At 75.4% G+C, this 14500-nt stretch carries 19 protein-coding genes; 16 read left to right on the top strand and 3 right to left on the bottom strand.

The annotated features are described in order from the left end of the window. Window positions 1-92 precede the first annotated feature (92 nt). Genes ACK586_RS24360 through ACK586_RS24330 form a run of 7 tightly spaced genes read left to right on the top strand, consistent with a single transcriptional unit; the run spans window position 93 to window position 6703 of the window. Window positions 93-485, top strand: a complete 393-nt coding sequence (locus ACK586_RS24360; protein WP_409333112.1) for a TadE/TadG family type IV pilus assembly protein — start codon at window positions 93-95, stop codon at window positions 483-485. Then, a complete protein-coding gene (locus ACK586_RS24355) occupies window positions 473-1465 on the top strand; it encodes a pilus assembly protein TadG-related protein (protein WP_409333111.1) in 993 nt (330 codons plus the stop codon). The genes ACK586_RS24360 and ACK586_RS24355 overlap by 13 nt, the downstream gene beginning before the upstream one ends. Window positions 1466-1473: 8 nt before the next feature. Next, window positions 1474-2214 carry a Flp pilus assembly protein CpaB gene (gene cpaB, locus ACK586_RS24350; protein ID WP_409333110.1) on the top strand — a complete coding sequence of 247 codons (741 nt, stop codon included), beginning with the start codon at window positions 1474-1476 and terminating at the stop codon, window positions 2212-2214. Further along, window positions 2211-3401 (top strand): CpaE/TadZ family protein, encoded by a 1191-nt coding sequence (locus tag ACK586_RS24345; RefSeq protein ID WP_409333109.1) that lies wholly within the window; start codon window positions 2211-2213, stop codon window positions 3399-3401. The genes cpaB and ACK586_RS24345 overlap by 4 nt, the downstream gene beginning before the upstream one ends. A gap of 28 nt (window positions 3402-3429) precedes the next feature. Continuing rightward, a complete protein-coding gene (locus ACK586_RS24340) occupies window positions 3430-4875 on the top strand; it encodes a TadA family conjugal transfer-associated ATPase (protein WP_409333108.1) in 1446 nt (481 codons plus the stop codon). Next, on the top strand, window positions 4872-5813 hold the full coding sequence (locus ACK586_RS24335; protein WP_409333107.1) for a type II secretion system F family protein: 942 nt from the start codon (window positions 4872-4874) through the stop codon (window positions 5811-5813). The genes ACK586_RS24340 and ACK586_RS24335 overlap by 4 nt, the downstream gene beginning before the upstream one ends. Continuing rightward, complete coding sequence (locus ACK586_RS24330; RefSeq protein ID WP_409333106.1) at window positions 5813-6703, top strand: type II secretion system F family protein; 891 nt, start codon at window positions 5813-5815, stop codon at window positions 6701-6703. Before ACK586_RS24335 ends, ACK586_RS24330 begins: the two co-directional genes overlap by 1 nt. Window positions 6704-6779: 76 nt before the next feature. Here the strand turns inward: ACK586_RS24330 and ACK586_RS24325 are convergent, their stop codons facing one another. Further along, on the bottom strand, window positions 6780-7124 hold the full coding sequence (locus ACK586_RS24325) for a DUF8129 domain-containing protein (protein ID WP_409333105.1): 345 nt from the start codon (window positions 7122-7124) through the stop codon (window positions 6780-6782). 166 nt (window positions 7125-7290) lie between these two features. Here ACK586_RS24325 and ACK586_RS24320 point away from each other — a divergent pair, with 166 nt between their 5' ends. The 5 genes from ACK586_RS24320 (at window position 7291) to ACK586_RS24300 (ending at window position 9907) form a co-directional block, all read left to right on the top strand. Then, complete coding sequence (locus ACK586_RS24320) at window positions 7291-8421, top strand: baeRF2 domain-containing protein (protein WP_409333104.1); 1131 nt, start codon at window positions 7291-7293, stop codon at window positions 8419-8421. A 58-nt stretch (window positions 8422-8479) separates the two neighbouring features. After that, window positions 8480-8737 (top strand): DUF2795 domain-containing protein, encoded by a 258-nt coding sequence (locus tag ACK586_RS24315; RefSeq protein WP_409333103.1) that lies wholly within the window; start codon window positions 8480-8482, stop codon window positions 8735-8737. 19 nt (window positions 8738-8756) lie between these two features. After that, on the top strand, window positions 8757-8990 hold the full coding sequence (locus ACK586_RS24310; RefSeq protein WP_409333114.1) for a hypothetical protein: 234 nt from the start codon (window positions 8757-8759) through the stop codon (window positions 8988-8990). Further along, window positions 8987-9391, top strand: coding sequence for an acyl-CoA thioesterase (locus ACK586_RS24305; RefSeq protein ID WP_409333113.1), 405 nt, complete (start codon window positions 8987-8989; stop codon window positions 9389-9391). The genes ACK586_RS24310 and ACK586_RS24305 overlap by 4 nt, the downstream gene beginning before the upstream one ends. 81 nt (window positions 9392-9472) lie before the next feature. Further along, on the top strand, window positions 9473-9907 hold the full coding sequence (locus tag ACK586_RS24300; RefSeq protein WP_409333102.1) for a ChaB family protein: 435 nt from the start codon (window positions 9473-9475) through the stop codon (window positions 9905-9907). A 7-nt stretch (window positions 9908-9914) separates the two neighbouring features. Here ACK586_RS24300 and ACK586_RS24295 read toward each other — a convergent pair whose 3' ends face one another. Beyond that, a complete protein-coding gene (locus ACK586_RS24295) occupies window positions 9915-11246 on the bottom strand; it encodes a M24 family metallopeptidase (protein WP_409333101.1) in 1332 nt (443 codons plus the stop codon). 59 nt (window positions 11247-11305) lie between these two features. Beyond that, a complete protein-coding gene (locus tag ACK586_RS24290) occupies window positions 11306-12430 on the bottom strand; it encodes a GGDEF domain-containing protein (protein WP_409333100.1) in 1125 nt (374 codons plus the stop codon). A gap of 102 nt (window positions 12431-12532) precedes the next feature. On the opposite strand from ACK586_RS24290, the gene ACK586_RS24285 reads away from it, so the two are divergent. From ACK586_RS24285 to npdG, 4 genes are all read left to right on the top strand, one after another. Further along, window positions 12533-13003, top strand: a complete 471-nt coding sequence (locus ACK586_RS24285) for a cupin domain-containing protein (RefSeq protein WP_409333099.1) — start codon at window positions 12533-12535, stop codon at window positions 13001-13003. Further along, complete coding sequence (locus tag ACK586_RS24280; protein WP_409333098.1) at window positions 12996-13289, top strand: hypothetical protein; 294 nt, start codon at window positions 12996-12998, stop codon at window positions 13287-13289. Before ACK586_RS24285 ends, ACK586_RS24280 begins: the two co-directional genes overlap by 8 nt. A 59-nt stretch (window positions 13290-13348) precedes the next feature. Beyond that, window positions 13349-13531, top strand: a complete 183-nt coding sequence (locus ACK586_RS24275) for a hypothetical protein (protein ID WP_409333097.1) — start codon at window positions 13349-13351, stop codon at window positions 13529-13531. Window positions 13532-13600: 69 nt separating this feature from the next. Then, window positions 13601-14293, top strand: a complete 693-nt coding sequence (gene npdG, locus ACK586_RS24270) for an NADPH-dependent F420 reductase (RefSeq protein WP_409333096.1) — start codon at window positions 13601-13603, stop codon at window positions 14291-14293. Window positions 14294-14500: the final 207 nt, after the last annotated feature.

The following is a 14500-nucleotide window of genomic DNA, read 5'->3' as shown; positions in this document are numbered from 1 at the left end:
GCCCCACCCCCTGGGGCCGCCGCGCCGACGCACCCCCGCGCGCCCCCGGCCCACCGCCCCCGCCCCCGGACACCCACGAGAGGACCCGGTCGATGCGACGACGACTCCGCGACGAGCGCGGGGCCAGCGTGGTCGAGTTCGCGCTGATCCTGCCGATCCTGCTGTTCCTGCTCCTCGGCATCGTCGAGTTCGGCCGCGGGTTCCAGGTGTCGGGGACCCTGTCGGCCGCCGCCCGCGAGGGCGTGCGGGTCATGGCGCTGCAGAACGACCCGGCGGCGGCCCGCGCCGCTGCCCGGTCCGCGGCCTCCTCCCTCGACCCGGCGCTGACCAACGCGCAGATCCGGATCACGCCCGCGACCTGCCCCACCGGAACCGGCACGACGACGGTCCGGCTCACGATCGACTACGACCTGCCGCTGATGACCGGCTGGTTCGGCGCCAGGATCGGCCTCTCCGGCACGGGGGTCATGCGATGCGGCGGCTGAGGAAGGACCACCCCGCCCCCCGCCGGGGTGGCCGCTCCGTCCGCCGGCTGCGGGCCGGCGACGAGCGCGGCGCCACCGCGGTGCTGGTCGCGCTGCTCATGGTCCCGCTGCTGGGCTTCGCCGCCATCGCGGTCGACGTCGGCGCGGTGTACGCCGAGCGCGCCCGCCTGCAGGTGGCCGCCGACGCCGCCGCCCTCGCCGTGGCCCAGGACTGCGCCCGAGGGGCCTGCGGGGACATGCAGGCGACCGCGAACGCCCTCGTCACCGCCAACGCCGGCGAGGCGACCGCCGCCCCGCCGGTGCTGCGGAGCAACCCGTCGAGCGTCACGGTCACCGGCAGCAACCCGACCCGGCACTGGTTCGCCCCGGTCCTCGGCTTCGACTCCACCGAGGTCAGCGCCACCGCCACGGTCGCCTGGGGCGCGCCCAGCGCCGGGACGGCCCGTCTGCCGCTCACCTTCTCCTGGTGCGAGTTCGCCCAGCAGACCGGCGGCGGGATGCCGTCGGGGACGACGGTGCGCACGATCCGGCTGACGAAGACCTCGGGCACCGTCGACTGCACCGGGCCCTCGCGCAACATCGTCCCGGGCGGCTTCGGCTACCTGGTCACCGATCCCGGCGAGTGCCGGGCCACGAGCGCCGTCGGCGGTCGGTCCTACTCCTCGACCGGCAACACCCCGTCGTCGGACTGCGACCCCGCGGACTTCGCCGCGCTGGTCGGCCGCACGGTGCTGCTGCCGATCTTCGACCAGTTCGGCGGCACCGGCAGCGGCGCCTGGTACCACGTGTACGGCTACGCGGCGTTCCGGATCACCGGCTACTTCCTCGGCGGGCAGTTCGGCACCTCGCCGCGGCCCTGCACCGGCAACGACCGCTGCATCTCCGGCTACTTCACCCGCTGGGTGGAGCTGTCCGACGACTTCACGACCTCCCCGACCGCTCCCGACATGGGCGCGGAGATCCTCCGCCTGATCCGATAGGGACCCCCGTGAGACGACTGCTGGCCGCACTGGCCGCCCTGCTGCTCGCCGCCGTCGGTGCGGTGGTGCTGCTCGCCTACGTCCGCGGCGCGGACGAGCGCGCCCTCGAGGGCGTGCAGGCCGTCGAGGTGCTCGTCGTCGACGAGCCGGTCCCGGCCGGCACGTCGGGGGAGGAGCTCGAGGACCTCGTGCGCACGACGCTGGTGCCGGCCAAGACCGCCGTCGAGGGTCGGGTGACCGACCTCGACCAGCTCGCGGGCCTGGTCGCCGACGTCGACCTGGAGCCCGGCGAGCAGCTCCTCGCGGCGCGGTTCGTCGACCCCGAGCAGCTCACCGCCCCCGACGCCGTGGCGGTGCCCGAGGGCATGCAGGAGATCAGCGTCCTGCTCGAGCCGCAGCGGGTCGTGGGCGGCCGGCTCGCCGCCGGGGACACCGTCGGGGTCTACCTCTCGCTGGTGTTCCAGGACGGCACCGCCACCACCCACGCGGTGCAGCACCAGGTGCTGGTGACCCGCGTGCAGGGTGCGGCCACCGTGGGGGAGGACGGCACGCAGACCGCCGCCACCGGCGCCGGCGGCCCCGCGCCGCTGATGGTCACCCTCGCCGTCGTGGCCCGGGACGCCGAGCAGATCGTCTACGGCCAGGAGCACGGCACCCTCTGGCTGTCGCTCGAGCCCGAGGGCGCCGACACCGACGGCACCCGGGTGCTGACCCAGATCAACGTCTACGGCCAGGAGATCCCCCGATGAGTCGCATCGTCCTGGCCGCGGGCGACGCGGCGATCAGCGCACGGGTGCACGCGGCGGCCGACGGCGACGTCTCCGAGCTGCCACCCGGCCGGCTCCCCGCCGACCCCGCCCGGCTGTTCGAGCAGCTGGCCGACGGCGAGCTGCCCGAGGTGCTCGCCATCGGGCCGCTGGCCTCCCCCGAGGAGGTGCTCACCCTCGCCGCACGGCTCGACGTGCAGTGCCCGGGCATCAGCGTCGTCCTCATCGCCGATCCGGGCCCGGACCTGTGGCAGGCCGCCATGCGGTCCGGCATCCGCGACGTCGTCGCGCCCTCGGCCGACCCGGCGGAGATGCGCGCAGCCTTCGAGCGGGCGGGCGCCGCGGCGACCGGGCGGCGGCGGGTGCTGCGCCCGATCGAGGAGACCGCGCGCTACAACGGCCGCGTCATCACCGTCGCGTCCCCCAAGGGCGGCGTCGGCAAGACGACGGTGGCGACCAACCTGGCCGTCGGCCTGACCGCCGCCGCGCCGCAGTCCACGGTGCTCGTCGACCTCGACGTGCAGTTCGGGGACGTCGCCTACGCCCTCGGCCTGGTGCCGGAGTACGCGCTGCCCGACGTCGTCCACGGCCCGGCCAGCGAGGACACGATGGTCCTCAAGACCTTCCTCACCCAGCACCCGTCGGGCCTGTACGCCGTCTGCGGGGCGGAGTCACCGGCCGCCGGGGACCGGATCACCGCCGACGACGTCAGCCGGTTGCTCGCCGCACTGGCCCGCGAGTTCCGCTACGTCGTCGTGGACACCGCGCCGGGCCTGTCGGAGCAGACGCTGGCCGCTCTGGACCGGGCCACCGACGTGGTGATGCTCAGCTCGATGGACGTCCCCGGCGTCCGCGGGCTGCGCAAGGAGCTCGACGTGCTCCGCGAGCTGTGCATGATCCCGGCCGGCCGGCACGTGGTCATGAACTTCGCCGAGGCCCGGGGCGGGCTGTCCGTCCGCGACGTCGAGACCACCATCGGCACGGGCGTGGACGTCGTCCTGCCCCGGTCCGCCGCCGTCCCGGTCTCCACGAACGAGGGCGTGCCGCTGCTGCAGAGCGGCCGGCGCGACCCGATGACCAAGGAGCTGCGGCGCCTGGTCGCCCGCTTCGCCGCCACCCCGATCGTCCGCCACAGCCGGTACCGGGCCAAGCACCGGGCCGCCTCGTGACCACCCCGCACCCGCACAGGACGCCCTGATGGACCTCGCCTCCCGCCTCGCCGCGGCCGGCCGGCACGCCGCCCCGGTCGAGACAGCCCCCACCGCGCACGGCACGCCGCCCGCCGCCGTGCCCCCGCCCCGGCCGGTCCCGCGGCCGCTGGCCCCGGTGCCCGCGGCCCCGCCCGCCGACGCCCTCGCCCGGCTCAAGGAGCGGGTCTCCAAGGCGCTGTTCGAGCGGATGGGCTCCCGGATCAACGACCCGAGCCTCGGCGAGGACCAGCTGCGGGCCCTGGTGCTCGGCGAGCTGGACGACGTCGTCGACGAGGAGAAGGTCCCGCTGTCGCCCGACGAGCGCTCCCGGCTGACCGCCGAGATCGCCGACGACGTGCTCGGCCTCGGCCCGCTGCAGCGGCTGCTCGACGACGAGACGGTCAGCGAGATCATGGTGAACGGACCCGACACGGTCTACGTCGAGCAGTCCGGCCGGCTGGTCCGCTCCGGCGCCCGCTTCAGCTCCGAGGAGCACCTGCGCCGGGTGATCGACCGCATCGTCTCCCGGGTCGGACGGCGGATCGACGAGTCCTCACCGCTGGTCGACGCCCGGCTGGCCGACGGCTCCCGCGTCAACGCCATCATCCCGCCGCTGGCGTTCAGCGGGTCGACCCTCACCATCCGCAAGTTCGCCAAGGACCCGTTCTCCGTCGACGACCTGATCGGCTTCGGGACGCTGTCGCCGGAGATGGCCGAGCTCCTGCACGCCTGCGTCGAGGCGCGGCTCAACGTCATCGTCTCCGGCGGTACCGGCACCGGGAAGACGACGCTGCTCAACGTGCTGTCCTCCTTCATCCCGGAGGGCGAGCGGATCGTCACCATCGAGGACGCCGTCGAGCTGCAGCTGCAGCAGGACCACGTCGTCCGGCTGGAGTCGCGCCCGCCCAACATCGAGGGCAAGGGCGCGATCACCATCCGCGACCTGGTGCGCAACTCGCTGCGCATGCGGCCCGACCGGATCGTGGTGGGGGAGTGCCGCGGCGGGGAGAGCCTGGACATGCTGCAGGCGATGAACACCGGCCACGACGGGTCGCTGTCCACGGTGCACGCCAACTCCCCGCGCGACGCCGTCGCCCGCCTGGAGACCCTCGTGCTCATGGCCGGGATGGACCTGCCGCTGCGGGCCATCCGCGAGCAGATCGCCTCCGCCGTCGACGTCGTCGTCCAGCTCACCCGGCTGCGCGACGGCACCCGCCGGGTCACCCACGTCACCGAGATCCAGGGCATGGAGGGCGAGACGGTCACGCTGCAGGACGCCTTCCTGTTCGACTACTCGGCCGGGGTGGACGCAGCCGGGCGCTTCCTCGGCAAGCCGGTGCCCACCGGGGTGCGCCCGCGGTTCGTCGAGCGCTTCGCCGAGCTGGGCATCGCCGTCTCGCCGCGGGTGTTCGGGATGCCCGAGCCGGTCCGGGCCCGGGGGTGGGGGGCGTGAACGAGGTCCTGCTCGTCGCCGGGCTGCTCGCCGGAGCCGGCGCGCTGGTCCTCCTCGCCGTCGCCGCCGTCCCGGCCGGACCGCCTCGGGTGCGGCCCGAGCGGCTGGACCCCGCCGTCGCGCCGCCGTCGTCCGTCCTCGCCGGTGCCGGCGCCGCCGCCGGCGCCGCGGTCGAGCGCGCGCTGGCCAGGCGCGGCCGGATGGCCGCCGGCGCCGCGGCCCTGGAGCGGGCCGGGATCGCGCTGCCCTTCCCCGACCTCGTGCTGCTGACCGGTATCGGGACCGCCCTGCTCGGCGGGGTCGGCTGGGTCCTCGCCGGGCCGGTCCTGGCGATCGTGCTCGCCGTGGCGGTACCGGTCGGGGTGCGGGTGGTGGTCGGCGTCCGCGCGGGCCGGCGCAAGGCGGCCTTCGCCGACCAGCTCGACGACTCGCTGCAGCTGATGGCCAGCAGCCTGCGCGCCGGGCACAGCCTCCTGCGGGCGCTGGACTCCGTCGCCCAGGAGGCCGCCGCCCCGACGTCGGTGGAGTTCGCCCGGATCGTCAACGAGACGCGCGTCGGCCGGGACCTCACCGAGGCCCTCGACGAGGTCGCCGCCCGGATGGGCAGCGACGACTTCCGCTGGATCGCCCAGGCCATCGCCATCCACCGCGAGGTCGGGGGCAACCTGGCCGAGGTGCTCGACGTGGTCAGCAACACCATCCGCGAGCGCAACGCCCTGCGCAGGCAGGTCAAGGCCCTCGCCGCCGAGGGCAAGCTGTCGGCGATCGTGCTGATGGCCCTGCCCTTCGGCGTGAGCGGGTTCATCTTCATGACCAACCCCGACCACGTGCGGGCCTTCACCGGGTCGCTGATGGGCTACGCGATGCTGGCCGGGGCCGCGCTCCTGCTGGTCGTCGGGGCCCTGTGGCTCAAGAAGACCGTGAGCATCCGGTTCTGATGGCCGCCGTCCCCGTCCCCGTGCTCCTGGGCGCCGCCGCGGTGGGCCTCGCGCTGCCGCTCGCGGCGTGGGCCGCCCTCTCCCGGCCGCGCGCCGCGACCGCGCTGACGCGCGCCAACCTCGTCCGCGGCATCGCCCCGCTCACCGGCCCCGGCGGCGAGCAGCGCGCCCCGGGCACCCTCGGCGGCCGGCTGGCCCAGGCGCTCACCCCGTCGGGCACGGCCGCCCGGATCGACCGGCTGCTGGCCGGGGCCGGGCGCCCGCCGGCCTGGCCGGTCGGCCGGGTCCTCGCCGTCAAGCCGCTGATGACCGCGGTCGCCGCCGTCCTGGGCCTGCTGGTCGTCACGGCCCGGCCGCAGCCGCTGTTCGTCGTCGTCCTGGGGGCGGCGACCGTGCTCACCTGGTTCGTCCCCGACCTGCTGCTCGTCAGCCGGGCGCAGGAGCGTCGCCAGGAGATCGCGGTGCAGCTGGCCGACACCCTCGACCAGATGACCATCGCCGTGGAGGCCGGCCTGGGCTTCGAGTCCGCGCTCGCCCGCGCCGCCGGCAACGGCCGGGGCGCACTCGCCGAGGAGCTGATGCGCACGCTGCAGGACATCGGCGTGGGGCAGCCGCGGCGGGACGCCTACCTCGCGCTGGGCGAGCGCACCGGGGTCGAGGACCTGCGGCGGTTCGTCCGCGCCATCGTCCAGGCCGACGCGTTCGGCGTCTCGATCGCCGACGTGCTCCGCACCCAGGCCCACGAGATGCGGCTCAAGCGCCGTCAGCGGGCCGAGGAGAAGGCGATGCAGATCCCGGTCAAGGTGATCTTCCCGCTGATCATCTGCATCCTGCCGACGCTGTTCATCGTGCTGCTCGGCCCCATCGCCCTGGACGTGATGAGCGGCTGACCCCCGCGACCCGTCGAGATCTGCACTCTCGTCGCCATCAGCCGCTGATGGCGACGAGAGTGCAGATCTCGTCGGCTCAGCCGGTCGACCGGGGCTGGGCGGGGTTGGACGGGTCGCCGTGGGAGGGCGGGTTCATCGCCGGGCCGGTGGTGGCCTCGGACACCTTGGAGCCGGCCGCCGCGGCGACCGGGTCGTCGGCGCCGGTGGCGGCCGGGTCCCCGCCGGAGGGCTGCGCGCCCTGCTGCAGCGCCCGGAGCCGGTGCTGCATCGCGGTCACCACCTGGATGCGGTTGGCGTGCCCCCGCTCGTAGGCCAGCAGCGTCTCGAGACCCGCGGCGTCCAGGGTGCGGATGCGGAAGACCAGCGTCCCCGTCTGGAGGTGGTCGTAGTCCGGGATCGGCAGCTCGTCGTGCTGGGTCATGCCGCACCCGCTACCCCTGCCCCGGCCATCCGACACCGGCGGCGCCGGGTGCGGGCCGGCCGGGTGTGAGGCGGAGGCCGATGGGTAGCCGGTTCCTACGACAGCCCGCCGCCGCGCCGTCGCGGCGGGCCGGGACGAGGTTCGATCGAGGAGTTGCCGCACCGCCATGGACGTGTCCTTCCTGCAGCCGGTGTTCGCCGCCGGCGGGCCCTTCGCCACCGTCTGCGCCGACGTCACCCACACGACCGAGAACGCCGACGCCGAGCTCGAGCTCAAGGTCCGCGCGGTCGCCGAGCAGCTCGAGCAGCACGGGGCCCCGGCGACCGTGGTCGACGCGGTCCGGGCCCGCCTGCTGGAGGGCATCGAGGGCGGGGAGGCCGGCACGCTGCGCGGCCGGGCCCTGGTGGTCGCCGCCGACGGGTCCGTCGTCCTCGACGAGGTGCTCGGCGACGTCCCGCGCAACGCCGTGGTCGCCTGGTCGCCGCAGCCCGACCTGCTGCCGGTGCTCACCCAGATGGCCGCGCGCGTGCCGCACGTCGTGGTCGTCGCCGACCGGCTCGGCGCCGACGTCGCCATCGCCTCCCTCGCCGGCCAGCCCGACGAGGAGAAGGAGATCGAGGGCGACGACTTCCGGCTGCGCAAGGTCAAGGTGGGCGGCTGGAAGCACAACCACTACATGCGCACCGTCGAGAACAAGTGGGTCGAGAACGCCGACGAGGTGGCGGAGGAGATCGCCTCCGTGGCGCGGCGCCGCGACCCGCGCTTCGTCCTCGTCGCCGGCGACGTGCGGGCCCGCCAGGTGCTCACCGACCGCGCGGACAAGGCCTGGGCCGACCTGGTCGTGACGATGGAGGAGGGCGGGCGGGCTGCCGGTGCGGACCGCGAGCCGATCGACCGCCGGGAGGCCGAGCTCGTCGCCGAGCACGAGGCGCACGAGCAGGCCGAGACGGTGGAGAAGATCGCCTCCGCCGGCGCCCACGGCCTCGCCGTGACCGGCACGGCCGCGGTCGTCGAGGCGCTGCGCAAGGGCCAGGTGGAGACCCTGGTGCTCGCCGACCGGCAGGACGACGAGCAGCTCCTCGTCGGCGAGGACCCCACGACGCTGGGGGTGGGGCAGGGGGACATGGACGCCCTGGGCACCCACGGCACCGCGGTGCCGGCCGACCGCGCGCTGGTGGCCGCCGCTGTCGCCTCGGCCGCCGGGGTCGTCGTCGTGCCGCGGCCGGCCATGCCGGAGGACGTCTCCGTTGCGGCGATCCTCCGCTACACCGACGACTCGACGCCCTCGCCGCGGTGAGCCGCAGGACCACCGCCCCGCCACCCCTGACCGGCATCCCCGCGACCGAGGAGCACCCGTGACCGACCCGCACCAGTCCGCGACCTCGCCGGGCACCGACCAGGGCAGCATCGAGCGGCGCGCCGCGATCGCCGAAGCACTCGGCAAGGAGGTGTGGCCCGCCGACCGCGACGCTCTCGTGGCGAGGGCACAGGAGAGCAACGCCCCCGACCGGGTGCTCGGCGACCTCCAGCGGTTGCCCGCGGGGCAGACGTTCGCGAACGTCCAGGAGGTCGCCGAGGCGCTGGGCCTGGGCACCGAGCAGCAGCGGTTCTGAGGAGGACGACGTGGTCACGATGAAGGAGCCCGGCCCCGAGGCGCTGGGGAACGTCACGGAGGACAACATCCGCACCCGGTCGCAGCTCCTCCCCGAGGAGCAGTCGGCCGGCGCCGCGGACGGCGACCGGGGGATGGCCGAGGTGGCCGCCGAGGTGATCCTCGCCGAGTCCGAGGAGCGGACGGTCAACGCCGACCCCGACGACGCCCAGGGCGGCCACCGCACCTCCGAGGAGACGGCGGACCTGCCCTGAGCGGGCCGCACGAGCACGAGGTCCAGCTCCGCTGGGGCGACGCCGACGCGTACGGGCACGTGAACCACGCCCGCGCGCTCGGCCCGCTGGAGGACGCACGGCTGGCCATGGCCGCCGGCGGCCCCGGGGCGGCGGACGGCCGCGAGCCCGACATCATCCTGGCCCGGCTCGAGGTCGACTACCTCCGCCAGCTGCGCTACCGGCTCGGCGAACGGTTGTGCGTCCGCAGCCGCGTGCTGCGGCTGGGCACGAAGTCGCTCACCGTCCGGCAGGAGCTCGACCAGGGCGGCGAGGTCGCGATCCGCGCCGACGCCGTGCTGGTGCTGTTCGACTTCGCCACCGACGCGAGCCGGCCGCTCACCGAGGCCGAGCGCGAGTACTGGAGCCGCTTCCAGGCGTGAGCGCACGGGCCGGATCGCCGTGTCGGTCCCCTCCCCGGGTGACATGTGATCGCGCCGCGCCGTGCGGGGTAGGGCACGGGCATGCCCAAGACGACCAAGGACGGCAAGGCGAGGAAGAGCGAGCTGCCCAGCACGCTGCAGCGATCGCCCGGGAAGGCGCAGCGGACCTTCACCAAGGCGTACGACGCCGCGATGGGCTCCTACGGCGACGAGGAGCGGGCGAACCGGACGGCGTGGTCGGCGGTGAAGCACGCCTACGAGAAGGTCGGCGACCACTGGGAGCGGAAGGAAGGCGGCAAGAAGGGCCCCTCCGACGCCCAGGCCGCGGGCGGGCTCCGCACCGGCAGGAGGACCGAGGGCGGCGTCGACGCCAACGCGTCCAAGGACCACCTGCTGAAGCTGGCGAAGAAGCTCGACGTCTCCGGCCGCTCGAGGATGAAGAAGAAGGAACTGGTCGAGGCGATCCAGAAGGCGAACACCAAGGAGACGGCCAAGGCGCGCCGGCAGAAGAAGTAGGGCTCCGTCAGCCTGCCGGGACCACCAGCAGCTCCTCCTGCCGGCCGCCGAGGTACTCCACCCCGGCGGCGCCGACCACGACGTCCTCCTCCAGGCCCATCCGCACGCACTGACCGCCCCACTCCGGCACCGGCACGCGCACGCACAGCTCCAGCGCGAAGGCGGTGTCCGGATGCACGACGGCAGCGCCGGGCCCCGGGACGCCGTCCTGCTCGTCCCACAGCCCGATCGCCGGCCCGGCGCCGTGGCCGTGCACGCCGATCGGGTGGGAGTAGACCTCGCCGTCGATGCCTTCCGCCGCGGCCGCCGCGCGGGTCGCGGCGAGCACCTCGTCGCCGCTGCGGCCGGGGCGCAGGTGCGCGGTGGTCAGGTCCTGCAGCCGGGTGCCCAGGGCGAACGCGCGTGCCAGGCCCGCCGGTGCGGCCGTCTCGCCGGGGCGCAGCACGTAGGCGGTGCGCTGCAGGTCGCCGGCCAGTCCCAGCGTGGCGGCACCGACATCGCAGTGCACCAGGTCGCCGGGCGCCACCGGCTCGTCGTAGGGCACGGCCGGCAGCAGCGAGCCGCGCTCGGCGACCGGCGGCACCCCCGCCCGCTGCACGTCGACGACCGGGTGGAACCAGGAGGCCAGGCCCTGGTCGGCCAGCCGCTGCCGCAGCCACCAGGCGAGGTCGGCGGCGGTGGTCTCGCCGGCACGCAGGACGGCGGGGGAGAACGCCTCACCCGCGACCTCCTGCAGCCGGCCGGTCAGGGCCCGCAGGACGGCGACCTCCTCGGGCAGCCGCGTCTCCAGCCAGCGCACGACCAGCGGCTCGGCGGGCACCAGGCGGTCGGCCCACGGCCCCAACGCGGTCACGAGCAGGCCGTGGTCGGAGTGCGACAACCCGTCGGCGTGCGCGAACGAGCCGGAGACGTCGACGCCGATGGTCCGCGGGTCGGCCTGCTCGACGAAGCGGCGCACCGCGGCCCACTGCGCCCACTCGTAGGGCAGCCCGGGCGACTCCTCGTCCGACCAGGCCGGCAGGAACTGACCGACCGGGTAGCGGGAGACCGCCGCCGCGGTGACCCCGTCGTCGCTGCGGTGCAGCACGAGGACCGTGCGCCGGCGCGCCGAGAGCCAGGTCGCCGGCAGGAAGGTGCGCAGGACGGGGTCCTCGGCGTTCTCCCGCCCCACGACCAGCCACAGGTCGATGCCGGCGTCGTCCATCAGGCCGGGCAGCACGTCGAGCAGCCGCTCGGTGAGCCACCGGTCGCGGACGTCGGCCTGCTCGCGCAGCGGCAGCGGCACCACCCGCGCGGGGTCGGCGACCGGGAGGACAGCCCCGGAGGTGCGGAGGACCACGCAGACAGGGAAACAGACAACCGGCGTCCGCACCTTCCAGACGGCGTGGTCCCGGAACCTCAGCCGGCCCGTGCCCCGGCCTCCGGCAGGGCCGCGCGCGGCGGTGCGGTGCGCGGACGAGGGGTCAGGACTGCCGCGACGCGGTCTCGGCCGGACTGCTTGGCCTGGTACATGGCGGCGTCGGCGCCGTCGAGCAGACGCCACAGCCCGTCGGCGGCCTCCTCGCCGTCGGCGGGGCGGATCAGGGCGATGCCGATCGAGGCGGTGACGGCGTGCCCGTCGGCGGTGCGCGCGGCGGCGACCGCGGTCCGCAGGCGCTCGGCCAGCCGGTTCGCCTCGGCCGCGTCACCGACCGTGCCCAGGACCGCGAGCTCCTCGCCGCCGAGGCGGACCAGCACGTCGGCGGGACGGACGCCGGCCGCCAGCGCCGCGGCGACGGCGCGCAGGACGGCGTCCCCGGCGGCGTGCCCGTGCGTGTCGTTGAGCCGCTTGAAGTGGTCGAGGTCGAGCACGAGCGCGACCACCCGGCTGCCCTCGCGGCGCGCCTGCCGCCAGATGCGACCGGCCTGCTCCTCGAGGTGACGGCGGTTGCCCAGCCCGGTGAGCGGATCGCGCAGGGACAGCTGCTGGGTGGCCGCGAGCAGGCGCTGCACGCGCCGGCGCAGCAGGTACACGCCCGCGGCGGCGAGATCGAGCACCGCTGCGTTGACGCAGACCTGGACCACCAGGCCGGTGAGGCTGTCGTAGGTCCCCCACAGCGCGCCGGCCAGCACCGCCGGCGTCACGACCAGGTGCACCCCGAGCATCCAGCCCTCGAGGAACCACGCCGCCACGAAGGCGGCCAGGAGCATCATCAGCGGCGTCGCGTAGAGGGACGGGTCGGTGATCGACAGCGCCACCACGAGGTAGACGAGGTCGCCGAGCAGGACCAGGCCGAAGATCGTCCACCGGTCGATGCGCTGCCAGACCGCGAGCGGCACCGCCACCACCACCAGCAGCGCCATCGTGGCCGCGTAGACCCCGCGGGGCGCGCCGTCGCGGATGACGCCGTCGACCAGCAGGTTGACCGAGCCCAGGAGCGCGCCGCAGACCAGGAGCACGGCCACCGTGAGCGCCGCCACCCGCGTCTCGGCCCGTCCCGGTGCCACCGTGGTCGACGCCCCCGCGCCCCGTCGTCCTCGCACCGCTGCAGGATGCCGCACGGTGCGGACACGGCGGGACGCCGCGGTCGCCCGGAACGCCCAGGAGGGTGGGCAGAGCACCCGGCCGGGGGCCAGGCTGGGCGGGTGACGCACCTGGACCCCTCCCTCGTCGACGTCCGCACCCTCGCCGACCACCCCCTGCGCGGGGCCGGCCCGTCGGCCCTGCGCATGGTCGCGCCGGGCACGGTCACCGCCGGCCGCTTCGGGCTGGTGGAGTACCGGCTGGCCGCGCACAGCGGCGGCGCCGAGCCGCACTACCACCGGACGTTCTCCGAGTCCTTCTACGTCGTCTCCGGAGAACTCACCCTGTACGCAGGCGACCGCTGGCAGGCCTGCCGGGCCGGGGACTTCGCGCTCGCCCACGAGGGCGGCGTGCACGGCTTCCGCAACGACTCCGGCGAGCCGGCCACCTTCCTCATCCTGTTCACGCCGGGCGTCGCCCGGGAGGCCTTCTTCGCCGAGCTGGCCGAGCTGCGGCGCAGCGGACGGCGGCCGGGCCCGGAGGAGATGACCGCGTTCTACGCCCGTCACGACCAGGTCATGGTCGATGTCTGAGTACCCGCCGGACGCCGAGCTGGACGCCTACGTGCTCGACGACCGGGTCACCGTGGTGGTGCTGACCACCGGCGAGGGGGACCGCTACGTGCTGCGCGACACCGCCGCGCACCGGGCGGAGATGGCGGCGGCGTTCGGCCCGGACTCCGAGGAGGCCACCGCGCTCGACGAGTCCGTCGAGCTGACCGAGGACCTGCGGGTCCGCCTCGGCATCGGGCTGGTGTCGCTGTGGGACTACACCGGGCACCGGCCCGGCCCGGTGGACGACCGGCGGGGGAAGGGCTGAGGTCCTACGGTCCGTTGCAGGGGAAGGCCCCGCCGGGGGCCACGACCGGGAGGTGTCCCATGGCCCAGGGCCCGTGGTTCTTCTGCCTGAAGCACCACACCGTCGAGGACCGCGACGGCTGCGCCGAGCGCCACCGCCTCGGCCCGTACGCGACCCGCGAGGAGGCCGAGCACGCGCTGCAGTCGGTCGCCGAGCGCGAGGAGCGGCTGACCGAGGAGGACCAGGAGTGGAAGGGCGACTGACGACCGGCCGGACGCGGGCGGCATGATCGACCGTGGGCGCCGGAGGTCCCGGGCCCGCGAGGAGGCACCGTGTCGGACGGACGCGCCGTGGAGGACTTGGTCGTCGGGGTGCTCGGGGGCACCGGACCGCAGGGGCGAGGGCTGGCCGTCCGGCTGGCCGCCGCGGGGCAGCGGGTGCTCCTCGGATCGCGCGACGGCGACCGCGCCGCGGAGGTGGCCGGCCAGGTCGCCGAGCGCGCCTCGACCGCGGGCGGCCTGGAGGCCTCGGTGCAGGGCGGTGCGAACGCCGACGTCGCCGGCGCCGCGGACCTGGTGATCGTCGCCGTGCCGTTCGCCGGGCACGCCGCGACGCTCGCCGAGCTGGCCGAGCCGCTGGCGGGCAAGGTCGTCGTCGACTGCGTGGTGCCGATGGGCTTCGACGAGCTGGGCGCCTACGTGCTCGAGGTGCCGGAGGGGTCGGTCGCCCAGCAGGCGGCCGGGCTGCTGCCGGACTCGCACGTGGTCGGGGCGTTCCACCACCTGTCCGCCGTCCTGCTAGAGGACCTGTCCCGGCCCACCCTGGACGGCGACGTGATGGTGGTCGGCGACGACCGCGCCTCGACGGACCTGGTCCAGGCGCTGGCCGGCCGGCTGCCGGGCATGCGCGGCATCTACGCCGGCCGCCTGCGCAACGCCGCCCAGGTCGAGGCGCTGACCATCAACCTCGTCTCGGTCAACCGGCGCTACAAGGCCCACGCCGGCGTCCGCATCACCGACGTCTGAGATCCCCGGCGGCCGTCGGCCGTCGGCCCGGCGTGGCGACCTTGCCGGCGGAGTCGGGGCGGGGGGGGGGGGGGGGCGGGCGGCGCCCCCCCCCCCCCCCCCCCCCCCCACGACGTAGGCGGTCTGGTGCGGGAACAGGCAGAAGACCGTGCGCCCGAGCAGGTCGGGCGGCCCGTGCTCCACGACCCCGACGTTGAGGTAGCCGTA

The sequence above is a fragment of the Trujillonella humicola genome (assembly GCF_046233715.1).
Classification (GTDB): Bacteria; Actinomycetota; Actinomycetes; order Mycobacteriales; family Geodermatophilaceae; genus Trujillonella; species Trujillonella humicola.
The sequence above is the reverse complement of the archived record's forward strand: the minus strand, read 5'-3'. Positions and strand labels throughout refer to the sequence as shown.

What these genes read in the sequence shown, in the direction of transcription:
- ACK586_RS24330 (WP_409333106.1), top strand. Translation starts at nt 5,813, where the DNA reads ATGGCCGCCGTCCCCGTCCCCGTGCTCCTGGGCGCCGCCGCGGTGGGC.
- ACK586_RS24280 (WP_409333098.1), top strand. Translation starts at nt 12,996, where the DNA reads ATGTCTGAGTACCCGCCGGACGCCGAGCTGGACGCCTACGTGCTCGAC.
- ACK586_RS24275 (WP_409333097.1), top strand. Translation starts at nt 13,349, where the DNA reads ATGGCCCAGGGCCCGTGGTTCTTCTGCCTGAAGCACCACACCGTCGAG.
- ACK586_RS24355 (WP_409333111.1), top strand. Translation starts at nt 473, where the DNA reads ATGCGGCGGCTGAGGAAGGACCACCCCGCCCCCCGCCGGGGTGGCCGC.
- ACK586_RS24360 (WP_409333112.1), top strand. Translation starts at nt 93, where the DNA reads ATGCGACGACGACTCCGCGACGAGCGCGGGGCCAGCGTGGTCGAGTTC.
- ACK586_RS24300 (WP_409333102.1), top strand. Translation starts at nt 9,473, where the DNA reads ATGCCCAAGACGACCAAGGACGGCAAGGCGAGGAAGAGCGAGCTGCCC.
- ACK586_RS24320 (WP_409333104.1), top strand. Translation starts at nt 7,291, where the DNA reads ATGGACGTGTCCTTCCTGCAGCCGGTGTTCGCCGCCGGCGGGCCCTTC.
- ACK586_RS24345 (WP_409333109.1), top strand. Translation starts at nt 2,211, where the DNA reads ATGAGTCGCATCGTCCTGGCCGCGGGCGACGCGGCGATCAGCGCACGG.
- ACK586_RS24340 (WP_409333108.1), top strand. Translation starts at nt 3,430, where the DNA reads ATGGACCTCGCCTCCCGCCTCGCCGCGGCCGGCCGGCACGCCGCCCCG.
- ACK586_RS24310 (WP_409333114.1), top strand. Translation starts at nt 8,757, where the DNA reads ATGAAGGAGCCCGGCCCCGAGGCGCTGGGGAACGTCACGGAGGACAAC.
- ACK586_RS24325 (WP_409333105.1), bottom strand. Translation starts at nt 7,124, where the DNA reads ATGACCCAGCACGACGAGCTGCCGATCCCGGACTACGACCACCTCCAG.